This window comes from Nocardioides dokdonensis FR1436 (assembly GCF_001653335.1).
Classification (GTDB): domain Bacteria; phylum Actinomycetota; class Actinomycetes; order Propionibacteriales; family Nocardioidaceae; genus Nocardioides; species Nocardioides dokdonensis.
In genome coordinates, this window is record NZ_CP015079.1 from 4,057,891 (window position 1) to 4,079,262 (window position 21,372).

22 protein-coding genes, 1 tRNA gene and 1 riboswitch are annotated in these 21,372 nt (G+C 74.2%); of the genes, 5 read left to right on the top strand and 18 right to left on the bottom strand.

Annotation, left to right across the window (positions count from 1 at the left end):
• Positions 1 to 8: 8 nt before the first annotated feature.
• Positions 9 to 965, top strand: coding sequence for a cobalamin biosynthesis protein (locus I601_RS19060; RefSeq protein WP_179948547.1), 957 nt, complete (start codon positions 9 to 11; stop codon positions 963 to 965).
• Here the strand turns inward: I601_RS19060 and I601_RS19065 are convergent.
• From I601_RS19065 to I601_RS19100, 8 genes are all read right to left on the bottom strand, one after another.
• Entirely contained in the window at positions 913 to 1,635 is a 723-nt protein-coding gene (locus I601_RS19065; RefSeq protein ID WP_068113309.1) for a cobalt-precorrin-6A reductase, read from the bottom strand. The genes I601_RS19060 and I601_RS19065 overlap by 53 nt on opposite strands.
• Positions 1,635 to 3,065 (bottom strand): cobyric acid synthase, encoded by a 1,431-nt coding sequence (locus tag I601_RS19070; protein WP_068113312.1) that lies wholly within the window; start codon positions 3,063 to 3,065, stop codon positions 1,635 to 1,637. Before I601_RS19070 ends, I601_RS19065 begins: the two co-directional genes overlap by 1 nt.
• On the bottom strand, positions 3,065 to 3,634 hold the full coding sequence (locus I601_RS19075) for a 2'-5' RNA ligase family protein (protein WP_068113315.1): 570 nt from the start codon (positions 3,632 to 3,634) through the stop codon (positions 3,065 to 3,067). The genes I601_RS19070 and I601_RS19075 overlap by 1 nt, the downstream gene beginning before the upstream one ends.
• Positions 3,631 to 4,407, bottom strand: a complete 777-nt coding sequence (cobF, locus tag I601_RS19080; RefSeq protein WP_237089478.1) for a precorrin-6A synthase (deacetylating) — start codon at positions 4,405 to 4,407, stop codon at positions 3,631 to 3,633. The genes I601_RS19075 and cobF overlap by 4 nt, the downstream gene beginning before the upstream one ends.
• The gene (cobN, locus tag I601_RS19085; protein ID WP_068113316.1) at positions 4,400 to 8,053 is read right to left on the bottom strand and encodes a cobaltochelatase subunit CobN; all 3,654 of its coding nucleotides are present in this window, start codon (positions 8,051 to 8,053) and stop codon (positions 4,400 to 4,402) included. The genes cobF and cobN overlap by 8 nt, the downstream gene beginning before the upstream one ends.
• 172 nt (positions 8,054 to 8,225) lie before the next feature.
• On the bottom strand, positions 8,226 to 9,044 hold the full coding sequence (locus tag I601_RS19090; protein WP_068113319.1) for an ABC transporter ATP-binding protein: 819 nt from the start codon (positions 9,042 to 9,044) through the stop codon (positions 8,226 to 8,228).
• Positions 9,041 to 10,030 carry a FecCD family ABC transporter permease gene (locus I601_RS19095; RefSeq protein ID WP_068115335.1) on the bottom strand — a complete coding sequence of 330 codons (990 nt, stop codon included), beginning with the start codon at positions 10,028 to 10,030 and terminating at the stop codon, positions 9,041 to 9,043. The genes I601_RS19090 and I601_RS19095 overlap by 4 nt, the downstream gene beginning before the upstream one ends.
• A 65-nt stretch (positions 10,031 to 10,095) precedes the next feature.
• On the bottom strand, positions 10,096 to 11,103 hold the full coding sequence (locus I601_RS19100) for an ABC transporter substrate-binding protein (RefSeq protein ID WP_068113322.1): 1,008 nt from the start codon (positions 11,101 to 11,103) through the stop codon (positions 10,096 to 10,098).
• A gap of 30 nt (positions 11,104 to 11,133) precedes the next feature.
• Positions 11,134 to 11,253, bottom strand: a riboswitch (cobalamin riboswitch).
• An 85-nt stretch (positions 11,254 to 11,338) separates the two neighbouring features.
• On the opposite strand from I601_RS19100, the gene I601_RS19105 reads away from it, so the two are divergent.
• Both I601_RS19105 and I601_RS19110 read left to right on the top strand, forming a co-directional pair.
• Complete coding sequence (locus I601_RS19105) at positions 11,339 to 11,662, top strand: putative quinol monooxygenase (protein WP_068113324.1); 324 nt, start codon at positions 11,339 to 11,341, stop codon at positions 11,660 to 11,662.
• Between the two features lie 16 nt (positions 11,663 to 11,678).
• On the top strand, positions 11,679 to 13,061 hold the full coding sequence (locus tag I601_RS19110; protein ID WP_068113327.1) for an FAD-binding oxidoreductase: 1,383 nt from the start codon (positions 11,679 to 11,681) through the stop codon (positions 13,059 to 13,061).
• An 82-nt stretch (positions 13,062 to 13,143) separates the two neighbouring features.
• Here I601_RS19110 and I601_RS19115 read toward each other — a convergent pair.
• The 6 genes from I601_RS19115 to I601_RS19135 form a co-directional block, all read right to left on the bottom strand.
• Positions 13,144 to 13,219: transfer RNA gene (locus I601_RS19115), tRNA-Ala, on the bottom strand.
• A 77-nt stretch (positions 13,220 to 13,296) separates the two neighbouring features.
• Complete coding sequence (locus I601_RS19120; protein WP_068113330.1) at positions 13,297 to 13,917, bottom strand: histidine phosphatase family protein; 621 nt, start codon at positions 13,915 to 13,917, stop codon at positions 13,297 to 13,299.
• Positions 13,914 to 14,288: a ribosome silencing factor gene (rsfS, locus tag I601_RS19125; RefSeq protein ID WP_068113333.1), complete on the bottom strand. Its 375-nt coding sequence runs from the start codon at positions 14,286 to 14,288 to the stop codon at positions 13,914 to 13,916. Before rsfS ends, I601_RS19120 begins: the two co-directional genes overlap by 4 nt.
• Positions 14,285 to 14,929: a nicotinate-nucleotide adenylyltransferase gene (gene nadD, locus I601_RS19130; protein ID WP_084527851.1), complete on the bottom strand. Its 645-nt coding sequence runs from the start codon at positions 14,927 to 14,929 to the stop codon at positions 14,285 to 14,287. Before nadD ends, rsfS begins: the two co-directional genes overlap by 4 nt.
• Positions 14,930 to 14,939: 10 nt before the next feature.
• The gene (locus tag I601_RS21270) at positions 14,940 to 15,104 is read right to left on the bottom strand and encodes a hypothetical protein (RefSeq protein ID WP_157520335.1); all 165 of its coding nucleotides are present in this window, start codon (positions 15,102 to 15,104) and stop codon (positions 14,940 to 14,942) included.
• A gap of 41 nt (positions 15,105 to 15,145) precedes the next feature.
• Complete coding sequence (locus tag I601_RS19135; RefSeq protein WP_068113339.1) at positions 15,146 to 16,417, bottom strand: glutamate-5-semialdehyde dehydrogenase; 1,272 nt, start codon at positions 16,415 to 16,417, stop codon at positions 15,146 to 15,148.
• A 55-nt stretch (positions 16,418 to 16,472) separates the two neighbouring features.
• Between I601_RS19135 and I601_RS19140 the strand changes: the two genes are divergently transcribed.
• The gene (locus tag I601_RS19140; RefSeq protein WP_068113343.1) at positions 16,473 to 17,015 is read left to right on the top strand and encodes an SGNH/GDSL hydrolase family protein; all 543 of its coding nucleotides are present in this window, start codon (positions 16,473 to 16,475) and stop codon (positions 17,013 to 17,015) included.
• Between the two features lie 75 nt (positions 17,016 to 17,090).
• The gene (locus tag I601_RS19145) at positions 17,091 to 18,101 is read left to right on the top strand and encodes a hypothetical protein (protein WP_068113346.1); all 1,011 of its coding nucleotides are present in this window, start codon (positions 17,091 to 17,093) and stop codon (positions 18,099 to 18,101) included.
• Positions 18,102 to 18,110: 9 nt separating this feature from the next.
• Here I601_RS19145 and I601_RS19150 read toward each other — a convergent pair whose 3' ends face one another.
• The 4 genes from I601_RS19150 to I601_RS19165 all read right to left on the bottom strand — a co-directional run bounded on the left by I601_RS19150 (position 18,111) and on the right by I601_RS19165 (position 21,280).
• Positions 18,111 to 19,064: an electron transfer flavoprotein subunit alpha/FixB family protein gene (locus tag I601_RS19150; RefSeq protein WP_068113349.1), complete on the bottom strand. Its 954-nt coding sequence runs from the start codon at positions 19,062 to 19,064 to the stop codon at positions 18,111 to 18,113.
• Between the two features lie 12 nt (positions 19,065 to 19,076).
• A complete protein-coding gene (locus I601_RS19155; protein ID WP_237089480.1) occupies positions 19,077 to 19,856 on the bottom strand; it encodes an electron transfer flavoprotein subunit beta/FixA family protein in 780 nt (259 codons plus the stop codon).
• A 181-nt stretch (positions 19,857 to 20,037) separates the two neighbouring features.
• Positions 20,038 to 20,454: a hypothetical protein gene (locus I601_RS19160; RefSeq protein ID WP_237089481.1), complete on the bottom strand. Its 417-nt coding sequence runs from the start codon at positions 20,452 to 20,454 to the stop codon at positions 20,038 to 20,040.
• A 37-nt stretch (positions 20,455 to 20,491) separates the two neighbouring features.
• Positions 20,492 to 21,280, bottom strand: coding sequence for an enoyl-CoA hydratase/isomerase family protein (locus tag I601_RS19165; protein ID WP_084527856.1), 789 nt, complete (start codon positions 21,278 to 21,280; stop codon positions 20,492 to 20,494).
• Positions 21,281 to 21,372: the final 92 nt, after the last annotated feature.

Below are 21,372 nucleotides of genomic sequence, written 5' to 3' on the forward strand. Positions count from 1 at the left end.
GACCTCCAGTGCTGAACGGATCGAGGGGCCGGGCGGTCGGGCTGGCGCTGGGCTACGGCCTCGACCGCGCCCTCGCCGACCCCGCACGATGGCATCCCGTGGCCGGGTTCGGCACCCTGGCCGCCCGCCTGGAGCAGACGACGTACGCCGATCGCCGCAGCGCCGGCGTGGTCCACGTGGCGCTGCTGGTGGGCGCGGGCGTGGCCGTCGGCGCGGCGGCGGAGCACGGCGCCCGGCACCGTCCGGTGGCGCAGGCGCTGCTCACCGCCGCGGCGACCTGGACCGTGCTCGGCGGCACCACGCTCGACCGGGAGGCGGCCGCGGTCGGGCGGCTGCTCGAGGAGGGGCGGCTGCCCGAGGCCCGCACCCAGGTGGCGCGGCTGGTGGGGCGCGACACCCGCACCCTGGAGGTCGCGGAGGTGGCCCGCGCCGCACTGGAGTCGGTCGCCGAGAACACCTCCGACGCCGTGGTCGCACCCTTGGTGCTGGGCGCGCTGGTCGGGGTCCCCGGGCTGCTGGGCTACCGGGCGGCGAACACCCTGGATGCGATGGTCGGGCACCGCAGCGCCCGCTACGCCCGCTTCGGCTGGGCCGCGGCGCGTCTCGACGACCTGCTCAACCTGCCCGGCGCGCGGCTCACCGCGGCCCTGGCCACGGTGCTCGGCGCGGACCCCGCGGCGAGCGTGCGGGCCTGGCGGCGCGACGCCGGGGCCCATCCCAGCCCGAACGCCGGCCCGGTCGAGGCCGCGTTCGCCGGCGCCCTGGGCGTGCGGCTGGGTGGTCGCACCGTCTACGGCACCGGCCCCGAGGCCCGGGTCGAGCTGCGGCCCCCACTCGGCGAGGGGCCCGCTCCGGCCCCTCACGACGTCGCCCGGGGCCGGCGGCTCGCGGCCCGGGTCGGCCTGGGGTCGCTCATCGTGCTGGCACCGATCGCAGCCAGGCCAGTGCGCCCTCGACGTCGCTGACCGTCGCCACTCCTGCGGGCGGCTCGGGGCGGCGGACCACGACGGCGGGCACCCCGAGCGCGGCGGCGGCCTGCATCTTGGGCCAGGTGTGCGCGCCGCCTGAGTCCTTGGTGACCAGCACGTCGACCCGGTGCTCGCGCAGCAGCGCGCACTCGCCGTCGAGCTCGTAGGGTCCGCGGCTGCGCAGCAGCCGCCACCGTGGCGGCAGCACGACGTCGGGCTCGTCGACGACCCGGGCCAGCACGTCGTGGGCGGCCATCGGGCCGGTGAAGGCGCCGAGCTGCTGGCGACCGATGGTGAGGAAGGGCCGGTCCCCGAGCCCCGCGGCGAGGGCGGCGGCCTCGTCGTGGTCCCCGACCCAGTGCCAGCCAGCAGTGGGGTCGACCCACCCGGGTCGTTGCAGCCGCAGCAGCGGCACGTCGACGCCGGCGGCGTGCGCCGAGATCGTGGCTGCGAAGGGATGCGTGGCGTCGACCACGGCGTCGAACGCCGCGGCATGGGCACGCAGCCCCTCGGCGCCGCCGAACCCGCCGATGCGCACCGGTCCCACCGGCAGCCGGGGTCGGGCGACCCGGCCCGCGAGCGAGGACTCGACCTCGACGCCGGCCCCGACCAGGGCGGCGGCCAGCGCCCGCGCCTCCCCGGTGCCGCCGAGCAGCAGCACCCTCATCACGGTGCCCCCGGCGGCAGGAAGGGCAGCCGGTCCGGGGCGCCGCGGCGGGCCAGGTCGAGCAGGGCGTCGACGTCGAGGTGGGTCTCGACCAGGTCACCGAGCAGGTCCAGCCGCCGCTCCCGGGCGGCCGGGAAGGAGACCGTCGAGGTGACGCCCAGCGTCCTGGCCAGGTACGCCGCGCGGTGCGCGTCGTCCTCGAGCGCGCCGTGCACCATGGTCGCCTCCACGGCCCCGTCGCTCCGCTGGCCGGTGAGGCGGCCGTGGTGGATCTCGTAGCCGGCCGGCTCGTGGGCGCGCAGCACCTTCTCCGTGGTGAACTCGGTCTCGGCGTCGAGCAGGCCGAGGCCCTCGACGTCGGCGCCGGGGTCGCCCTCGACCCCGTGCGGGTCGCGGATCCGCCGACCCAGCATCTGGGCGCCGCCGCAGATGCCGAGCACCGGACGACCCGCGTGCGCGTGGGCCAGCACGGCGGTGTCGAGGCCGCGCTCGCGCAGCCAGGCCAGGTCGGCCAGCGTGGCCCGGGTGCCGGGCAGCACCACCAGGTCGGCGTCGGAGAGCGCGCGGGGCGTGGCGGCGAAGACCACGTCGAGCCCCGGCTCGAGGCCGAGCGCATCGACGTCGGTGAGGTTCGAGATCCGCGGCAGGCGCACCACGACCACCCGGGCCGCACCCGTCGCGGTCCGGGCCCGCCGACCCTCGAGGTCGAGGGCGTCCTCGGAGTCCAGCCACACGTCCGGGCTCCAGGGCAGCACGCCGAAGAACCGGCGCCCGGTCGCGTCCTCGAGCTGGGCCAGGCCGGGGCGCAGCAGGTCGAGGTCGCCGCGGAACTTGTTGACCACGAACCCGACCACCAGCGCCTGGTCCTCGGGCGCCAGCAGCGCGACGGTGCCCAGGAACGCGGCGAACACCCCACCCCGGTCGATGTCGCCGACGACCACGGTGGGCAGGACGGCGTGCCGCGCCAGCCCCATGTTCACGTAGTCCCCGGAGCGCAGGTTGATCTCGGCCGGGCTGCCGGCCCCCTCGGCGACCACCACCTCGTGGCGCGCCGCGAGGTCGTCGTACGCCGCGTGCGCGGCGTGCGCCAGGTGGGCGCGCCCGGTGGTCCACTCGCCCGAGGAGACCTCGCCGGCGGGGCGTCCGAGCACCACGACGTGGCTGCGCCGGTCGCTGCCGGGCTTGAGCAGCACCGGGTTCATCGCCGGCTCGGGCAGCACCCGCGCGGCCAGCGCCTGCACCCACTGGGCGCGCCCGATCTCGGCGGCGCCGCCGTCGGGGTGTGCGACCACCATCGAGTTGTTCGACATGTTCTGCGCCTTGTACGGCGCCACCGCGACCCCGCGTCGGGCCAGCGCGCGGCACAGTCCGGTGGTGACCACGCTCTTGCCGGCGTCCGAGGTGGTGCCGGCGACGAGCAGCCCGGCCATCAGGCACCAGCCGCGGGAGCGAGCGGGAACGAGTGCAGCAGCCGGCACCCGTCGCCCTGCCACCACTGCAGGTCGACCCGGTCGACCCGGGTGCGCACCGGCAGGCGGTCGGCCAGGTCGGCGCCCACCGAGCCCCGGGTGACCGGCGGGCCGCCCGGCGCCGGGCCGGGCCCGACCTGGTCGAGGCTGAGGTGCGGCTCGACGGCGCCGTACCTGCCTTCGTACGGCGGGTGGCCGGGGTAGGCGTCGACCACGAGAGCGGTCAGCGCCGCGAACGCCGCGAGCGGCCCCGGGCGCAGGTGCACCAGCCCGTTCGGGAAGACGTCGACCTCGCCCAGCCGGGCCTCGAAGGCCGGCACCGGCGCCAGCAGCGCGGCCACCCGCTCGAGGTCGGCGTCGGAGGGTGCCGGCACCCAGGGCGCGAGCACCGTCACGTGGGCGTGCACGAACCCCGGGTCGGCGGAGACCCAGGCGGCGTCGTAGGCACGGGTGCGGGCCCGCACCCAGTCGTCCAGCTCCGGCACCGGCACGGCCAGGACGGTGTGCCCGGTGGTGGGGTGCCCGCTCACGCGGCGTCCGGGGCCGGGGCGCGCAGCAGGTGGAGGTCGAGCACCCAGCCGTCCACCGTCCGGGCCGCCTCCCGGGCCACCTCGAGATCGGCCAGCACGTCGCCCACCCGCCCGGCGACCAGCTGCTCGCCGGGCGCTCCGAGGTTGGCGCCCCACCAGATCGACCAGTCGGCGAGGGCGGGGTCCGCCAGCGCGTCGAGGCGGCGGTTGAGCACGACCACGACGTTGCGCTGCCCCTCGGCGAGAGCCTCGGGCAGCCGGCGGGCGGTGGTGACGTGCAGGGGTGCGCCGACGTCGTGCAGCACCAGGCGGTGCCGGGCGGCCAGCAGTGAGAGGCTGCTGATGCCGGGCACCACCTCGACCGCCAGCGGCCGCCGCTCCTGCAGGCGGTCGAGCAGCCGCAGCGTGGAGTCGTAGAGGCCCGGGTCGCCCCAGACCAGCAGCCCCAGATCGCCGGGGTGACCGGCCAGGGCCGCCTCCCACGCCTCGGCCCGGGCGGCGTGCCAGGCGTCGACGGCCGCGTCGTAGTCGACGTCGTCGTGCCGCGCACGAGGCGGGTCCTCGAGGACCACCAGCGGCACGCCGTACGTCGTGCAGACCGCACGGCGCACCTCCAGCAGCGGGTCGTCGGGGCCCTTGGCGAAGGCCAGCACCACGTCGACCGAGCCGATCGCGACGGCGGCCTCGACGGTGACGTGCTGGGGGCCCATCCCGATGCCCACGACGACCACGCGACGGGCCCCGCCCATCGCCTCGGCGACCGCCTCAGCCACCGGCCCGGTCCTCGAGGTCGCCCTCCAGGTCGAGGTAGACCGCCTGCATCCGGGCCAGCGTGTCGGCGGCCGGGGACTCCCACAGCCCGCGGTCGGCGGCCTCGTGCAGCTTCTCCACGATGCCGCGCAGCGCCCACGGGTTGGAGCGGCGCATGAACTCCTGGTTCGTCTCGTCGAGCACGTACTCGCGGGCCAGCGACTCGTACATCCAGTCGTGCACGACCCCGGCGGTGGCGTCGAAGCCGTAGAGGTAGTCGACCGTGGCGGCGAGCTCGAAGGCGCCCTTGTAGCCGTGGCGCTGCATGGCGGTGATCCAGCGCGGGTTGACCACGCGGGCCCGGAAGACCCGGTTCGTCTCCTCCTGCAGGGTGCGGGTGCGCACCGCGTCGGGGCTGGTCGAGTCGCCGACGTAGGCCTTCGGCTCGGCCCCGGTGAGCGCGCGCACGGTGGCGATCATCCCGCCGTGGTACTGGAAGTAGTCGTCGGAGTCGGCGATGTCGTGCTCGCGGGTGTCGATGTTCTTGGCGGCCACCTGGATCCGGCGGTACGCCGTGCGCATGTCGTCGGCGGCCGGCGCCCCGTCGAGGTCGCGGCCGTAGGCGAAGCCGCCCCAGGCGGTGTAGACCTCGGCCAGGTCGGCGTCGTCGCGCCAGGAGCCGGACTCCACGACCTGCAGGATGCCGGCGCCGTACGAGCCGGGCTTGGAGCCGAAGACCCGGGTGGTGGCCCGGCGGCGGTCGCCGTGCTCGGCGAGGTCGGCCTCGACGTGGGCGCGCACGAAGTTCTGCTCGGCGGGCTCGTCGAGGTCGGCGACCAGCTGCACGGCGTCGTCGAGCATCGCCACGACGTGCGGGAAGGCGTCGCGGAAGAAGCCGGAGATCCGCACCGTGACGTCGATCCGCGGGCGGCCCAGCTCCTCGAGCGGCACCACCTGCAGGTCCGAGACGCGTCGCGAGGCCTCGTCCCAGACCGGGCGCACCCCGAGCAGGGCGAGCACCTCGGCCACGTCGTCGCCGGAGGTGCGCATCGCGCTGGTGCCCCACACCGAGAGCCCCACGGAGGTCGGGTAGGCGCCGGTGTCGTCGAGGTGGCGCTGGAGCAGCGAGTGGGCCATCGCGACGCCGGTCTGCCAGGCAAGGCGGCTCGGCACGGCGCGCGGGTCGACGGTGTAGAAGTTGCGCCCGGTCGGCAGCACGTTGACCAGCCCGCGCAGCGGGGAGCCCGACGGGCCGGCGGGGACGAACCCGCCGTCGAGGGCGTGCAGCACCGCGTCGAGCTCGTCGGTGGTGCGGTCCAGGCGGGGCACCACCTGCTCGGCGGCGAAGGCGAGCACGCGCCGGACCTCGGGGTCGTGGTGCAGGTCCGCGACCGCTGCGGGGTCCCAGCCGGCCTTCTCCATCGCGAGCACCAGGTCGCGGGCCTGGGCCTCGAGCTGGTCGAGCTCGGCCAGCCCCTGCTGCGGTTCCGGGGTCTCGACGATGCCCGAGCCTCCGGCCCTCGCTGCTCGACCACCGGAGAGCGCGACGCGCAGGCCGGGCACCGCCGCGGACTCACCACCCCACACCTGCGAGGCGCGCAGGATCGCCAGCACCAGGTTGACCCGGGCCTCCCCCTCGGGGGCCTGGCCCAGCACGTGCAGCCCGTCGCGGATCTGGGCGTCCTTGATCTCGCAGAGCCAGCCGTCGACGTGCAGCAGGAAGTCGTCGAACTCCTCGTCACCAGGGCGCTCGTCGAGGCCGAGGTCGCGATGCATCTCGGCGGCGTGCATCAGCTGCCAGATCTCGCCGCGCACCGCCGGCAGCTTGGCGGGGTCCATCGCGGCGATGTTGGCGTGCTCGTCGAGCAGCTGCTCCAGGCGCGCGATGTCGCCGTAGGTCTCCGCACGCGCCATCGGCGGGATGAGGTGGTCCACGATCGTGGCGTGCGCGCGGCGCTTGGCCTGGGCCCCCTCCCCCGGGTCGTTGACCAGGAACGGGTAGACCAGCGGCAGGCTGCCGATCGCGGCGTCGGTGGCGCAGGAGGCCGACAGCGCCGCGTTCTTGCCCGGGAGCCACTCCATCGACCCGTGCTTGCCCAGGTGCACCACCGCGTGCGCGCCGAACCCGCCGGACTCCTGCGACGCCTCGAGCCAGCGGTAGGCCGCGAGGTAGTGGTGGCTGGGGGCCAGGTCGGGGTCGTGGTAGATCGCGACCGGGTTCTCCCCGAAGCCCCGGGGCGGCTGGATCAGCAGCACCACGTTGCCCGCCGTGATGGTGGCGAGCACGATCTCACCGGCCGCGTTGGTGAACAGGGTGCCGGGCGCGCCGCCCCACGCGTCGGTGATCTGCGCGCGCAGGTCGGCGGGCAGGTCGGCGGTCCACGCGGCGTACTGCTCGGGGGTGATCCGCACGTGGGCGTCGCTGAGCTGGGCGTGGGTCAGCCACTCCTCGTCCTGCCCGCCGGCGGCGATCAGCGCATGGATCAGCGCGTCGCCGGCCTCGGTGTCGTCGCCCAGCTCGAGGCCCGGGATCTCCCCGGGGGCACCGAGGTCGTAGCCGGCGTCGCGCAGCCGGCGCAGCAGGCGGATGGTCGAGACCGGCGTGTCCAGGCCGACCGCGTTGCCGACCCGCGAGTGCTTGGTCGGGTAGGCCGAGAGCATCAGCGCGACCCTGCGCTGCGCGGGCGGCGTACGCCGCAGCCGGGCGTGGTTGACCGCGATCCGGGCGACCCGGTCGCACCGCTCGGCGTCGGCGACGTAGCGCGGCAGCCCCTCGGCGTCGATCTCCTTGAACGAGAACGGCGCGGTGATGATCCGTCCGTCGAACTCGGGGATCGCGATCTGGGTGGCGGAGTCGAGCGGGGTGACCCCGTCGTCGCTGGCCTCCCACTCGGCGCGGCTGCTGGTCAGGCACAGGCCCTGGAGGACGGGGATGTCGAGGGCGGCCATCCGCTCCACGTCCCAGGCCTCGTCGTGACCGCCGGCGCCGGCCGTCGCCGGGGTGCTGCCGCCGGCGGCGAGGACGGTGACCACGAGCGCGTCGAGGGTGCCCAGCGCGTCGTACAGGTCGTCGGAGGCCGCGCGCAGGGAGCCCGCGAAGATCGGGACGCCGACGGCCAGGCCGGTCGCGTCGACCGCGTCGGCCAGGGCGTGGGCGAAGGCGGTGTTCCCGCTGGCCTCGTGGGCGCGGTAGTAGAGGATGCCGACCCGCGGCAGGTCGCTGTCCACGTGCGGGCGGGCCCAGCCCCACTGGGGCAGGGCGGCCGGCGGCTCGAACCCCTCGCCGGTCAGCAGCACCGTGTCGGAGAGGAACGCGTGCAGCTGGGCGAGGTTGGCCGGGCCGCCCTCGGCGAGGTAGCGGTGGGCCTCCGCGGCGATGCCCATCGGCACCGAGGAGAGCTCCATCAGCTCGGCGCTGGGCTGCTGCTCGCCGCCCAGCACGACGGTCGGGACGCCCGTGGCAGCGACCCGGGTGAAGCCGGAGCACAGGTCCTGCGGCGAGCCCAGGACCCGTCCGACCACCAGGTCGCAGCCCTCGATGGTCTCGGCCATCGACTGGTGACCCGGCCGGGCCGGGTTGGCCACGACGTAGTCGGCCCCGCTGGCGCGGGCCGAGAGGAGGTCGGTGTCGGAGGTGGACAGCAGCGCGATGCGCACGCGTCGGGTCATCGTGTTTCTCCTCGGGGTTCTCGCCCCTGGTCGGCGGAGGTCCCGTGGCCAGTGTCTGGCTACACCCGCTGCTCTCGCAGCGGGCTCACAGTGGCGGAACCGCCCCGGACTTCGACATCGCTGCCGGCACCGGGTTCCTGGTCACCACGAGACGTGTGGGCGCAGCCTAACCTCATCGCGCCTCCCCGAGCGCCGGGTGCCCGCGCAGCACGCTGTTCCACCGCACGTGCGACGCGGGGCGGCGCGGGTGCGCCTCGACGTCGATGTCCACGCCGTAGACCTCGGCGACCAGGTCGGGGGTGAGCACCTCGGCCACCGGACCGGCGGCCCGCACCCGGCCGCCGTCGAGCACCACCACGTCGTCGCAGAAGCCCGCCGCCAGCTCGAGGTCGTGCAGCGCCGCCAGCGTGGTCAGCCCCCGTCCGCGCACCCGCTCGAGGAAGTCGAGCTGGTGGCCCAGGTCGAGGTGGTTGGTCGGCTCGTCGAGCAGCAGCAGCGCCGGCTGCTGCGCCAGCGCCCGGGCCAGCTGGGTGCGCTGCCGCTCGCCGCCCGAGAGCCGCGCCCAGTCGCAGTCGGCCAGGTGCTCGACCCGGGCCAGCGCCATCGCCTCGGCCACCGCGGCGGCGTCCTCGCCGCGCACCGGCCCGGAGCCCAGCCGCGAGCGGTACGGCGTCCGCCCGAGCTCGACGACCTGGCGCACGGTGAGCGCCAGGCCGGTCGCCGCGTGCTGCTCGACCAACGCCAGCCGGCGGGCCCGCTGCCGCGCGCGCATCCGGTGCACGTCGACACCGTCGAGGCGCACCGACCCGGCGTCGGGCCGGCGCAGTCCCGCCGCCACGTGCAGCAGCGTCGTCTTGCCCGACCCGTTGGGACCCAGCAGCCCGGTGACCCGTCCGGGCCGGCACTGCAGGGTGACCGTGTCCAGGACCGGCTGCTCGCGCTGTGGCGCCGACCAGCTGACGCCGAGGACCTCCAGCACCGGCGCGCTCATGCCGCCGCCGGGGTGCGTCGCAGCAGGTAGGCGAAGAACGGGGCACCGACGATCGCGGTGACGACCCCGATCGGGATCTCCTGGCCCGACACCCATGAACGGGCCAGGGTGTCGGCCCAGACCAGCAGGACGGCGCCGAGCAGGGCCGCGAGCGGCAGCAGCAGCCGGTGCTGGGGACCGGTCACGAACCGCACCACGTGCGGCACGACCAGACCCACGAAGCCGATGGCCCCCGAGAACGCCACCAGGCACGCGGTGACCAGCGCGGTGACGACCATCAGCAGCCAGCGCAGCCGGTCGACCTCGATGCCCAACGAGCGCGCCGAGGACTCCCCGAAGGCCAGTGCGTCGAGCTGGCCGGCCATGGTCATGAACAGCAGGGTCGAGACCACGGCTACCACGCTCACGCTCAGCGCCGTCCCCCAGCGCAGCCCGGCCACCGACCCCAGCGTCCAGCCCAGCACCCGACGCGCGGCGTCCGCGTCCCCGGCCATGATCACCACCATCGAGGTGTAGGCGGCACACACCTGCGCGGTGGCCACCCCGGCCAGGACGGTGCGTCCCGGGGACAGCGACCCGCCCGGCCCGGCGGCCAGGACCAGCACCAGCACGAGCGCCGCCAAGGCCCCCACGAACCCGGCCGCGGCCACGGCTGCGGAGCCGACCAGCCCGACGACCGAGACCCCGAGCACGATGACCGTGACGGCCCCGACGGCCGCGCCGCTGGAGATGCCCAGCAGGTAGGGGTCGGCCAGGTCGTTGCGGGTCAGTGCCTGCAGCACCGCACCGCAGCACGCGAGCGAGGCGCCGATCGCCGCGGCCCCCAGCACCCTCGGCATCCGCAGCTGCCAGACGATCTGGTCGTCGAGCAGGCTCACGTCCAACCCCTCGACGCCCAGGCCCTCGACACCGAGGCGGCGCACGACGACCTGGACGACCGTCGACAGCGGGACCGGCACCGCGCCGATGCCCAGGGCCACGGCCATGCTGAGCAGCAGCACGGCGCCCGCGCTCAGCAGGACGAGGGACGAGAGGGCCGGTCGGCCCCGGATCACGAGCCGGACAGCCTGGTCAGCCGGGCGGCCACCGAGCTCGCCCCGTCGACCAGGCGCACCCCCGGCGTCGACTCCGAGAACGGCACCCGGACGTAGCGCTGCTCGCGCACCGCACCGAGGGTGCTCAGCACCGGGTCCGACTCGAGGTAGGCGATCTTGTCCGCGGCGCTGGACCACGCGGCGTCGGCCAGCACGATCACGTCGGGGTCGGCCACGACGACCTTCTCCCAGCTGGCCTCGACCCAGCCGCCCGGCTGGTCGGCGAAGACGTTGGTCGCCCCGACCGCGTCCAGCACCAGCTGCGGGCCGCCGGCGCCGGCGCCGACGTACGGCGTCCTGTCACCGGAGTCGTACCAGAGCACGTCGAGGTCCGCACCGGCCTCGGCCGCCGCCAGGTCGGCCAGCTGCTGCTGCTGCTCGGCGCGCAGCCGCTCGGCTCGCTCGGGCACACCGAACGCGGCGGCGACGGCGTCCACCTCGTCCCAGACCGCCTCGAAGGAGGGGGCCGGACGCAGGTCGTCGTCCTCGCAGGCGAACGGCGACAGGTAGGCGGCGGTGCCGCTGCCCTCCAGCTCCTCGCGGCTGCCGGCGGCCCCGGCGTCGAACGCACTGACGTAGGCGCCGTAGACCAGGTCGGGCCCGGTGGCGAGCAGCTCCTCCCGGGTCGGGTACTGCGTCGAGAGCACCGGGACCGCGGCGTAGGCGTCGGCCCAGCGGCCGGCCACCGCGTCGTCGAGGTAGGCGGTGCCGACCAGCTGGTCCTCGACACCGAGCGCGAGGGCGACCTCGGTGGCGCCCTGGTTCATCGTGACGCCTCGTCGCACGGGGCTCTCGAGCGTGCTGGTGTGCCCGCAGCTGGTGATCTCGACCGGGAACCCGGGCGCGCCGGCCGGCGCGGCACCTGCGGGCGGCTCCGGCGCTCCGGCGCAGGCCGAGGCGCCCAGCAGCAGCACCAGGGCGACCGTGGCCGCGGACAGGGTGGACGGGGACGGGCGTGGCCTCATCGCGTTTCTCCTCGGGGTTCTCGCCCCTTGCTCGACGGAGGTCCCGTGGCCAGTGTCTGGCTACGCCCGCGGTGCTGCTGCGGGCTCACAGTGGCGGAACCGCCCCGGACTTGCACCGGGTTCCTGGTCACCACGAGACGTGTGTGGCGCAGCGTAGCCCCGTCGCGCCTAGGCTCGTCGCGGCAGGTCCACGCTCCGGTCGTCGGGACCGCCCGTCCGCACAGAGGAGAGAGTCTTGATCTTCATCACCGCCCGTTTCCGCATCCAGCCCGAGCACGCCGACAGCTGGCCCGAGATCTCGCGCGAGTTCACCGAGTCGACCCGTGCCGAGCCGGGCTGCCTGTGGTTCGACTGGGCCCGCGCGCTCGACGACAGCAACGAGTACTTCCTGACCGAGGCCTTCGCCGACGGTGAGGCCGGTGGGGCGCACGTGCAGTCCGAGCACTTCCAGAAGGCGACCCGCGAGCTGCCGGCGTACCTGGTCGAGACCCCCCGCATCGTCAGCACCGAGGTCGAGGGCACCGACTGGTCGGAGCTCGGCGAGATGCGCGTCGGCTGAGCGGCCGCCGACACCGGTGAGCACTCCCTTCGACCGGCTCGGTCCCGACCTGGTCACCACGGACCCCGACCTCGTCGCGTCCTACGCGCGCGACGAGTCGGCCCTGGGGGTGGGCAGCGGTCTGGTCGGCGGGGCCGGGCCGGTCGCCGTCGTGAGCCCCCGCAGCACCGCCGACGTGGCCGCGACGCTGGCCATCGCCCACGAGCACCGGGTGCCGGTGGTGGTGCGCGGCGCCGGCAGCGGGCTGTCCGGCGCCGCGACCGCCCCCGACGGCTCGGTCGTGCTGTCCACCCGGCGTCTCGCGCGCGTCCTCGAGATCGACCGCGGTGAACGGCTGGCCGTGGTCCAGCCCGGGGTCGTCACCGGCGACCTGCGCACCGCCGTGGCCGAGGTCGGCCTCTTCTACCCGCCCGATCCCGGCAGCGTGGCCTTCTCCACGATCGGCGGCAACGTCGCCACGAACGCCGGGGGCATGTGCTGCGTCAAGTACGGCGTCACCGGCGACTTCGTGCTCGGGCTGGAGGTGGTGCTCGCCGACGGCACGATCACGAGGACCGGCCGGCGCACCGCGAAGGGCGTGGCCGGCTACGACCTGACGGCGCTCCTGGTCGGCTCCGAGGGCACGCTCGGCGTGATCACCGAGATCACCCTGCGGCTGCTGCCCGCCCCCGGCCCGGCCCGCACGCTGGTCGCGACGTTCCCCGGCCTCGCCGCCGCCGGGGCCGCGGTCGCTGCGGTCGCGACCGCGGGACTGCCCCTGTCGATGCTCGAGGTGATGGACCGCACCACGCTCGACGCCGTGGACCGCCTGACCCGGATGGGCCTCGGCGAGGGCGGCACCCCCGCCGCGATGCTCCTCGCGCAGTGCGACGACCCGGCCGCGGCCCTCGTCCTCGAACGGATGGCGGTGCTGTGCGAGGCCGCCGGTGCCGTCGACGTCGTCAGCGCCGACGACGCCGCCGAGGGCGAGGCGCTGCTCGAGGCGCGGCGCCAGGCCCTCCCGGCGCTGGAGCAGCTCGGTGACTGGATCCTCGACGACGTCTGCGTGCCCCGGGGCCGCGTCGTCGAGCTCCTCGAGGGCGTCGAGCGCATCGCCGCCGCCGAGTCGCTGACCATCGGCGTCTTCGGCCATGCCGGGGACGGCAACATGCACCCGACGATCGTCCACGACGCGGCCGACCCCGCCTCGGTGGCCGCCGCTGCACGCGCCTTCGACGCGATCACGGCACTGGCCCTCGACCTCGGCGGGACCATCACCGGCGAGCACGGGGTGGGCCGGCTCAAGCGGGACTGGCTGGCCCGCGAGCTCGACCCGGGCGCGATGGCGCTGTCGCGCGCGCTCAAGGACGCGGTGGACCCGCGCGGCATCCTCAACCCCGGCTGCGTCCTGCCCGCCTGAGCGGTGCCCTCCGGGCCGGGATCCCGGAAATGGCGAGGACCCCCGGCCCGGCACTCTCGTGCCCGACCGGGGGTCCTCGCGATGGTGGAGCTGAGGGGACTCGAACCCCTGACCCTCTGCATGCCATGCAGATGCGCTACCAGCTGCGCCACAGCCCCATCCGTCTGCCTCATCCGTCTCCGGTGAGCGACCTGCGGAACATTAGCCGACGTCCCGCGACGATGCGAATTCGGGGTCAGCCGATGGTGCGGTGGTAGGCCTCGAGCCGCAGCTCGCCGTCCTCCGGGTGCTCCCGGAAGACCGCCCAGCCGCAGTTTCCGAGGCCGTGCAGGGTCCGGAACTGCTCCTCGGGCCAGCCCAGCAGCGCCCCCGTGGCCACCCGGATCGCTGCCCCGTGCGAGACCGCCAGCGCGGTTCCGCCCGCGGGGGTCGCGGCCAGCAGCTCACCGAGCGCCTCGGCCATCCGCATCCGCACCTCGGCGGCCTTCTCGGCCCCCGGCACCACGTCGTAGTGCCCGGCCCGGAAGGCCGTGAACTCCTCGGCGTCGAGGGCGCGGTACTCCTCGTGGGAGATCCCCTGCCGCTCGCCGAGGTGGAACTCGCGCAACCGCGCGTCGTACGTCGCCGAGGCCGGCGCGCGGCCCAGGGCGCGCAGCACCGGCGCCACGGTGGATCGGGCGCGGACCAGGTCGGAGCACCAGACGAGGTCGGGTGCGAGTGCCGCCACCACGGGGGCGGTGCGCTCGGCCTGGTCGCGACCGGTGTCGTCGAGGTCGACGTCGAGCTGGCCCTGGATGCGCCCGGTGCGGTTGGAGGCCGTCTGGCCGTGCCGCAGCAGGACCAGGGTGCGGCTCACCGCTGGTCGGTGACGTCGGCCGGGAGCTCGATCGCGGGGCAGTCGCGCCACAGCCGCTCGAGGGCGTAGAACTCGCGCTCCTCCTCGTGCTGGACGTGCACGACGATGTCGCCGTAATCGAGGAGCACCCAGCGTCCGTCGCGACCGCCCTCGCGGCGGATCGGCTTCGCGCCGATCTCGCGCAGCCCGTCCTCGACCGCCTCGACGACCGCCTTGACCTGGCGGTCGTTGGCGGCCGAGACCAGCAGGAAGGCGTCGGTGATGGCCAGCTGCTCGCTGACGTCGAAGGCGACGAGGTTCGTGCCGAGCTTGTCGCCGGCGGCGCGGGCGGCGGCGAGCACCAGCTCGGTCGCGTGGTCGGTGGCAGTCATGAGTCTCCGGGAAGTCGCTGGGTCAAGGGTTGGGACGGCGGTCGCGCCGGGTACAGGTCGTACTTGGCGATGTACTGCACGACACCGTCCGGGACGAGGTACCACACGGGCTCGCCGCGCTCCTTGCGCGCCCGACAGTCCGAGGACGAGATGGCCAGCGCAGGGATCTCCACCATCGTGACACGATCGGCGGGGATCGCCCGCAACGTCTCCTCGTCCATCTCGTAGCCGGGACGGGTGCAGCCGACGAACTGGGCGAGCTCGAAGAGCTCCTCGGCGTCGCGCCAGGTGAAGATGTCGGCCAGCGCGTCGGCGCCGGTGATGAAGTAGAGGTCGGCGTCGGGCAGCCGCTCCCGCAGGTCGCGCAGGGTGTCGATCGTGTACGTCCGGCCCGCGCGGTCGATGTCGACGCGGCTGACGTTGAACCGCGGGTTGGCCGCGGTGGCGATCACCGTCATCAGGTAGCGGTGCTCGGCCTCGGTGACCTTGCGGTCCGACTTCTGCCACGGGTCGCCGGTGGGGACGAAGACGACCTCGTCGAGGTCGAACCACGCCTGGACCTCGGATGCCGCCACGAGGTGGCCGTGGTGGATCGGGTCGAAGGTGCCACCCATGACGCCGACCCGGCGTCGACGCGTCATGAGACGGGACTCAGCTGTGCTCGCGCCCGTTGCCGAAGGCGGTGAGAGCGAGGAAGAGGGCCAGCATGATGCCGAGGACCAGGAGCCCGATGCCCCACGAGAGCACCTGGTTGATCTCGTGCTCCTCCTCGGAGGCCAGGACTACGAGGTTCTGCACGGTCTGCGCCACGATCATGGGCACAGACTAGCGGCACCGGGGCGCAGCGGCCGCACCGGTCACCGCACGTGGCCGTCACCGGTGACGACGTACTTGGTCGAGGTCATCTCGGGCAGGCCCATCGGCCCCCGTGCGTGCAGCTTCTGGGTGCTGATCCCGATCTCGGCGCCGAAGCCGAGCTCGCCGCCGTCGGTGAAGCGGGTGCTGGCGTTGACCAGCACGGCGGCGGCGTCCACCTCGGCCACGAACCGGCGGGCAGCGCCCTGGTCCTCGGTGAGGATCGCCTCGGTGTGCCCGCTGGAGTGGCGCCGGACGTGGTCGAGCGCGCCGTCGATCGAGCCCACGACCGCGACGGCCATGTCCAGCGAGAGGTACTCGGTGTCCCAGTCCTCCTCCGTGGCCGGCACGACGCCCGGGAGCGCGGCGGTGGCCGCGTCGCCGTGCACGCTGACCCCGGCCTCCTGCAGTGCCGAGACCACCCGGGGCAGGAAGGTCGCGGCCAGGTCGGCGTGCACCAGCAGCGTCTCGGCGGCGTTGCACACGCTGGGCCGGTGGGTCTTGGCGTTGAGGACGACGGCCAGGGCCTTGTCGAGGTCGGCCGCCCGGTCGACGTACACGTGGCAGTTGCCGACGCCGGTCTCGATCACCGGCACCGTCGACTCCTCCACGACGCTGCGGATCAGCCCGGCTCCCCCGCGCGGGATCAGCACGTCGATGTGGCCGCGGGCGCGCATCATCGCCCGCACGGTCTCGCGGGAGTCGGCCGGCACCATCTGCACCACGTCGGGGTCGAGACCGGCCGCCGCGACCGCGTCGCGCAGCACCTCGACGATCGCGGCGTTGCTGGCCGCGGCGCTGGAGGAGCCGCGCAGCAGCACCGCATTGCCGGACTTGAGGCAGATCCCGGCGGCGTCGGCGGTCACGTTGGGCCGGGCCTCGTAGATCATCCCGACCACACCGAACGGCACCCGCAGCTGGCGCATCTCCAGCCCGTTGGCCAGGGTGCTGCCGCGCACGACCTCCCCCACCGGGTCGGGCAGCCCGGCCACGTCGCGCAGGCCCTGGGCCATCGCCGCGAGCCGGTCGTGGGTCAGGCGCAGCCGGTCTACGATGCCCGCGGGGGTGCCACCCTCCTCGGCCCGCCGCACGTCCTCGGCGTTGGCGGCCAGCAGCGTCTCGGCGTGGGTGAGCAGCGCCTGGGCCATCGCCTCGAGGGCGGCGTCCTTGGTGGCGCGGTTGGCCAGCGCGAGGCCGCGGCCGGCGGCGCGGGCCCGGGTGGCCAGCTCGAGCACACCCTCGCTGCTGGTCTGGCTGCTGGTCAGCGACGTCATGGCGCGATCGTAGACGGCGGCGACAGTGCCACCGGACGCCTCCTAGGCTGCGGACATGCGGATCGTGCTGCTCGGTGACAGCCACCTCGACCGGGTCCGTCGCGACCTGCACCGACTGGCCCCCCGGCCCGGCGCCGAGGTGGTCAACGCCGCCGTCGGCGGCTCGTTCGCCTTCGAGCTCCTGGGCCAGGCCCACGGCGTGCACCTGCGCCCCGAGGACAGCGTGGTCGTCTCCGTCGGCACCAACGACGCGGCCCCGTGGAAGGCGGTGCCGCCCTACGAGTTCGAGGACAACCTGCGGGCCCTGCTCGACCACCTCGTCGGGCTCGACGGGACCGGTGTCGCCCGGCTGGTCTACCTCACCCCGCCGGGCGTCGACGAGGCCCGGCTCGGCGGTCCCGACGACCGCACCGCCGCCACCGTGGCGTCGTACGCCGCCGCCGGCGCCGCGCTGAGCCTCGCGGCCGGGGGGCGCGTCGTCGACGCCCACGCCCTCCTCGCCCCGCTCGGCCCCCGCGCCTTCCTCGACGACGGCGTGCACCTCACCGGCGCCGCCTACGACCTCCTGCTGCCCGCCCTCGCCGCCGCCCTGTCCTGACCCCACCCCGCCCGGCCCTCCACAGCCGGACGTCGGCGGGGGTTGGCGACCGTACGTCGCGGTCAGGCTCTGACCATGAGCCAGACGTGGGAGCCTGCCGTGCGCGCGACCCAGGCCCGGCAGCACGGCGTCGTCTCCCGCAGGCAGGTCCTGGCCGCTGGTGCTCGTGATGTCGACGTCGAGCGGCTCCTGCGCCGCCGCACCTGGGCTCGAGCGCTGCCGGGCGTGTACGTCGACCACACCGGACCTCTGAGCTGGGAGCAGCGGGCGTGGGCCGCCACCCTGCTGCACGACCCGGCGGCGCTGGCCGGCGCTTCCAGCCTGCGCGCCTTCGGGATTCGTACCGGCGCCGCAGAGGAGCGGGCCCCGATCGACCTCGTGGTCGCGCACGCACGTCGTGTGGACGACCCGCCCGGCGTACGCACCCGCCGGCTGCGCGACTTCGACGCGCAGGTCCAGTCGCACCTCTCACCTCCGCGGCAGCGGCTCGAGCCCGCCGTCCTGACCGTCGCCTCCTCAGCCCGGGACGACGATCGCGCCGTGGCCGTGCTCGCCGACGCCTGCCAACTGGGGCGCACCACCCCCGACCGGCTGTCGGCGGCGCTCGCGTCGATGACCCGGCTCCCGCGTCGGCGCCTGCTCGTCGACGTGGTCGCGGACGTCGCCGCCGGGACGATGTCGCCGCTTGAGCGCCGGTACCTGCGCGATGTCGAGCGCGCCCACGCCCTGCCTCCGGCGCAGCGACAGGTCCGAGCCGTCGCCGGCGGAGCCATCGTCTACCGCGACGTCGTGGTCGGTGACCACGGCGTTCTCATCGAGCTGGACGGTCGACTGGGCCACGAGCTCGCGGCGGACCGGTGGCGCGACCTCGAGCGCGACCTGGAGTCGCTGGCCTCGGGCGCGGTGACCTTGCGAGCCGGGTGGCGCCAGGTGCTGGAGCCGTGCCGCCTGGCTCGAGTGGTCGCGTCGGTGCTCGCCGCCCGCGGCTGGACCGGCAGCCTGCGAGCGTGCCCACGCTGCCGCAATGACGACAGGGGAGGATCTTCGGCACCTGGTGCCGAGGATCCTCCCCTGTCGGTGAGGTGAGCCGGACGCTCAGCCCTTGCGCTGGTTGATCTGCTCCGTGGCAGCCGGGAGCACGGCGTGGAGGTCGCCGACGACGCCGAAGTCCACGAGCTCGAAGATCGGGGCCTCCTCGTCCTTGTTGACCGCCACGATCGTCTTCGAGGTCTGCATGCCGGCGCGGTGCTGGATCGCACCGGAGATGCCGTTGGCCACGTAGAGCTGCGGCGAGACGGTCTTGCCGGTCTGGCCCACCTGGAAGGTGTGCGGCATCCAGCCGGAGTCGACGGCGGCGCGCGAGGCACCGACGGCGGCGCCGAGCGCGTCGGCCAGGCCCTCGATCGGGGTGAAGTCGCCACCGGTGCCACGACCGCCGGAGACCACGATCGCGGCCTCGGTCAGCTCGGGGCGACCCGAGGCCTGACGCGGCTGGGAGGCCACGATCTGGGCCTTCTTCGCCGAGTCGGAGATCGTCACGGCGAACTCCTCGACGGCGCCGGCACCGGCCTCCTCCACCGGGGAGGTGGAGTTCGGCTTGACGGTGATCAGCGGGGTGCCGTGGGTGACCTTGGCCTTGACGGTGAAGTTGCCGGCGAAGACCGACTGGGTGGTCACGCCACCGTCCTCGACGTCGACGGCGTCGGTGATCAGGCCGGAGCCGATCTTGATGGCCAGACGGGCGGCCACCTCCTTGCCCTCGTAGCCGGAGACGAAGAGCACCGCGGCGGGGCTGGTCTTCTCGACCAGCTGCTGCAGGGCCTCGGCCTTGGGGGCCACCAGGTAGCCCTTGATCTCGGCGTCGTCGATCACGTAGATCTTCTCGGCACCGAAGGCCTTCAGCTTCTCGGTCGCGGCGGAGGCCACGTCCGAGCCGCCGAAGAGGACGGCCGAGGGCTCCCCCAGGCGCTTGGCCAGGGCGAGGAGCTCGAGGGTGGGCTTGCGGATCGCGCCGTCGACGTGGTCGACGACAACCAGGACTTCAGACATCTCAGTCGCTCCTCAGATGAACTTCTTGGAGGCGAGGAACCCGGTGAGCGCCTCGGCGCCCGACCCGTCCTCGTCGGTGACGACCTCGCCGGCGGTACGCGGCGGGCGGGCGGTTGCCTCGTCGACCTGCGACCACGCGACCGAGAGGCCCACCTGGTCGGCGTCGACACCGATGTCGGCCAGCGACCAGGTCTCCATCGGCTTCTTCTTCGCCGCCATGATCCCCTTGAAGGAGGGGTAGCGGGCCTCGCCGGTCTGGTCGGTGACGGAGAGCACCAGCGGCATGGTCGCGCCGATGACCTCGGTGGCGGTGTCGCCGTCGCGCTTGACGCGGACCTGGTCACCCTGCGACTCGACGACCGAGGCGAAGGTCACCTGGGGCAGGTCGAGGCGCTCGGCGAGCATCGCCGGGACGACCGAGCCGGAGGCGTCGGTCGAGGCCATGCCGCACATGACCAGGTCGACCGGCTTCTCGGCGCCGGCCTTCTCGATCGCCTTGGCCAGGACCAGGGACGTCGCGAGGTAGTCGGAACCGGCGATGGCCTCGTCAGAGACGTGGATGCCCTTGTCGGCACCCATCTGCAGCGCCTTGCGCACCGCGTCGACGGCCTTCTCCGGGCCCACGCAGAGCGCGGTCACCTCGGTGTCGTCGCCGGACTTCTCCTTGAGCTGCAGGGCTTGTTCGATGGCGTACTCGTCGAGCTCGGACAGCAGACCGTCGACGCCGACGCGGTCGACGGTGAGGTCCTGTTCGAACTGACGGTCGGCGGTCGCGTCGGGCACGTACTTCACACAGACAACAATGTTCATGGGATCTGGCCCGGTGAGGGCCCCTCCTGTGGACTCGGTGGTGTCGGGGAGATTACCCGTGCGTAAGCGCTCGGCGGTACACCGTGCACGGTTGGGTATCTCACATGCGTGACAGCGGTGCTGTCACGGCCCTGCGGTGTCGCGTGCTCTGCTCAGGCGCAGGTCACGGCTTGATGACGCGTTCGAGCAGGCGGCCGATGACGAGGTAGGCCACCGCCCCGAGGCCCCAGTTGAACAGGGCGTTCTTCGTCTCGGCGTTCGAGCCGTCGAACTCGCGGATGCCGTTCTCGCGGGAGAACACCCCGAGGTCGACCCCGTCGGCGAGGTCGAGGACGAACTGCACGAGCCCGTTGTCCCGGTTGGCACCGATGGCGATCAGCAGCGCGCCGACCGCCAGCACCAGCGCCAGCAGCACGAAGACCGCCCAGACCACGGTCGCGATCCGCGTGCGCACGCCGGCGACGCTCGGCCCGGAGCGGGTGCTGGCCGGCTTCGCGGGCTTCGACGTGGTCGTCGTCCCCGTCTCCGACTCGTCAGCGACGGCCTTGCCGTCACGCTTGCCCAACCTGCCCAGTGCCACGTGCGTCTCCTTCGAGAGGGGGTACTCGCCTGCCGGCTCAGCTGCCCGAGAACTGAGCCTTGCCCGGTCCGTTCTCGACGAAGGATGACATACCGATGGTCCGGTCCTGCGTGGCGAACAGCGCGGCGAACTGCATCCGCTCGATCTCGAGCCCCGTGTCGAGGTCGACCTCGAGGCCCCGGTCGATGCACTCCTTGGCCGCGCGCACGGCGTACGTCGCCGCCCCGGCGAACTGTCGCGCCCAGGTGAGCGCCTCCTCGTAGACCGACTCGTCGGGCACGACCCGGTCGACCAGACCGATCGCCAGGGCCTCGTCGGCCTTCACGAAGCGACCGGTGAGGATGATGTCCTTGGCCTTGCTCGGACCGACCAGCCGCGCGAGCCGCTGGGTGCCGCCGGCGCCGGGGATGATGCCCAGCAGCACCTCGGGCTGGCCCATGACGGTGCGCTCCCCCGCCACCCGGACGTCCGCGGCGAGCGCGAGCTCGCAGCCGCCGCCCAGGGCGTAGCCGTTGACGGCCGCGACGACCGGCTTGGGGATGCGGGCCACGGCGGTGACGGCGGCCTGGAGCGGCCCGGAGCGCTTGACCATGTCGGTGTGCGACATGTCGGCCATCTCCTTGACGTCGTTGCCGGCGGCGAAGACGCGCTCACCACCGGTCAGCACGACCGCCTTGACGTCGTCGCGCTCCACGACCTCGGCGACCACGCGGACCAGCTCCTCCTGGACCTGGACGGAGATCGCGTTCATCTTCGGACGGTCCAGGCGGATGGTGGCCACACCGTCGGCCACCTCGAGACGCACGAACTCGGCTTGCTCAGCCACGGGGCACTACCTCTCTGGTCGGTAAAGACTGCTCGGCACGCGCAGCGTGCACCCGGCATCGTGCCACCGGCCGCCCCGGGCCTGGGAGACTG

Coding starts and splice junctions, on each gene's coding strand:
- I601_RS19090 (WP_068113319.1), bottom strand. CDS start 9,044: ATGAGCGCGCCGGTGCTGGAGGTCCTCGGCGTCAGCTGGTCGGCGCCA.
- I601_RS19065 (WP_068113309.1), bottom strand. CDS start 1,635: ATGAGGGTGCTGCTGCTCGGCGGCACCGGGGAGGCGCGGGCGCTGGCC.
- I601_RS19145 (WP_068113346.1), top strand. CDS start 17,091: ATGAGCCAGACGTGGGAGCCTGCCGTGCGCGCGACCCAGGCCCGGCAG.
- rsfS (WP_068113333.1), bottom strand. CDS start 14,288: ATGACTGCCACCGACCACGCGACCGAGCTGGTGCTCGCCGCCGCCCGC.
- I601_RS19135 (WP_068113339.1), bottom strand. CDS start 16,417: ATGACGTCGCTGACCAGCAGCCAGACCAGCAGCGAGGGTGTGCTCGAG.
- nadD (WP_084527851.1), bottom strand. CDS start 14,929: ATGACGCGTCGACGCCGGGTCGGCGTCATGGGTGGCACCTTCGACCCG.
- I601_RS19140 (WP_068113343.1), top strand. CDS start 16,473: ATGCGGATCGTGCTGCTCGGTGACAGCCACCTCGACCGGGTCCGTCGC.
- I601_RS19100 (WP_068113322.1), bottom strand. CDS start 11,103: ATGAGGCCACGCCCGTCCCCGTCCACCCTGTCCGCGGCCACGGTCGCC.
- cobN (WP_068113316.1), bottom strand. CDS start 8,053: ATGACCCGACGCGTGCGCATCGCGCTGCTGTCCACCTCCGACACCGAC.
- I601_RS21270 (WP_157520335.1), bottom strand. CDS start 15,104: ATGATCGTGGCGCAGACCGTGCAGAACCTCGTAGTCCTGGCCTCCGAG.
- I601_RS19070 (WP_068113312.1), bottom strand. CDS start 3,065: ATGGCCGGGCTGCTCGTCGCCGGCACCACCTCGGACGCCGGCAAGAGC.
- I601_RS19150 (WP_068113349.1), bottom strand. CDS start 19,064: ATGTCTGAAGTCCTGGTTGTCGTCGACCACGTCGACGGCGCGATCCGC.
- I601_RS19095 (WP_068115335.1), bottom strand. CDS start 10,030: ATGGCCGTGGCCCTGGGCATCGGCGCGGTGCCGGTCCCGCTGTCGACG.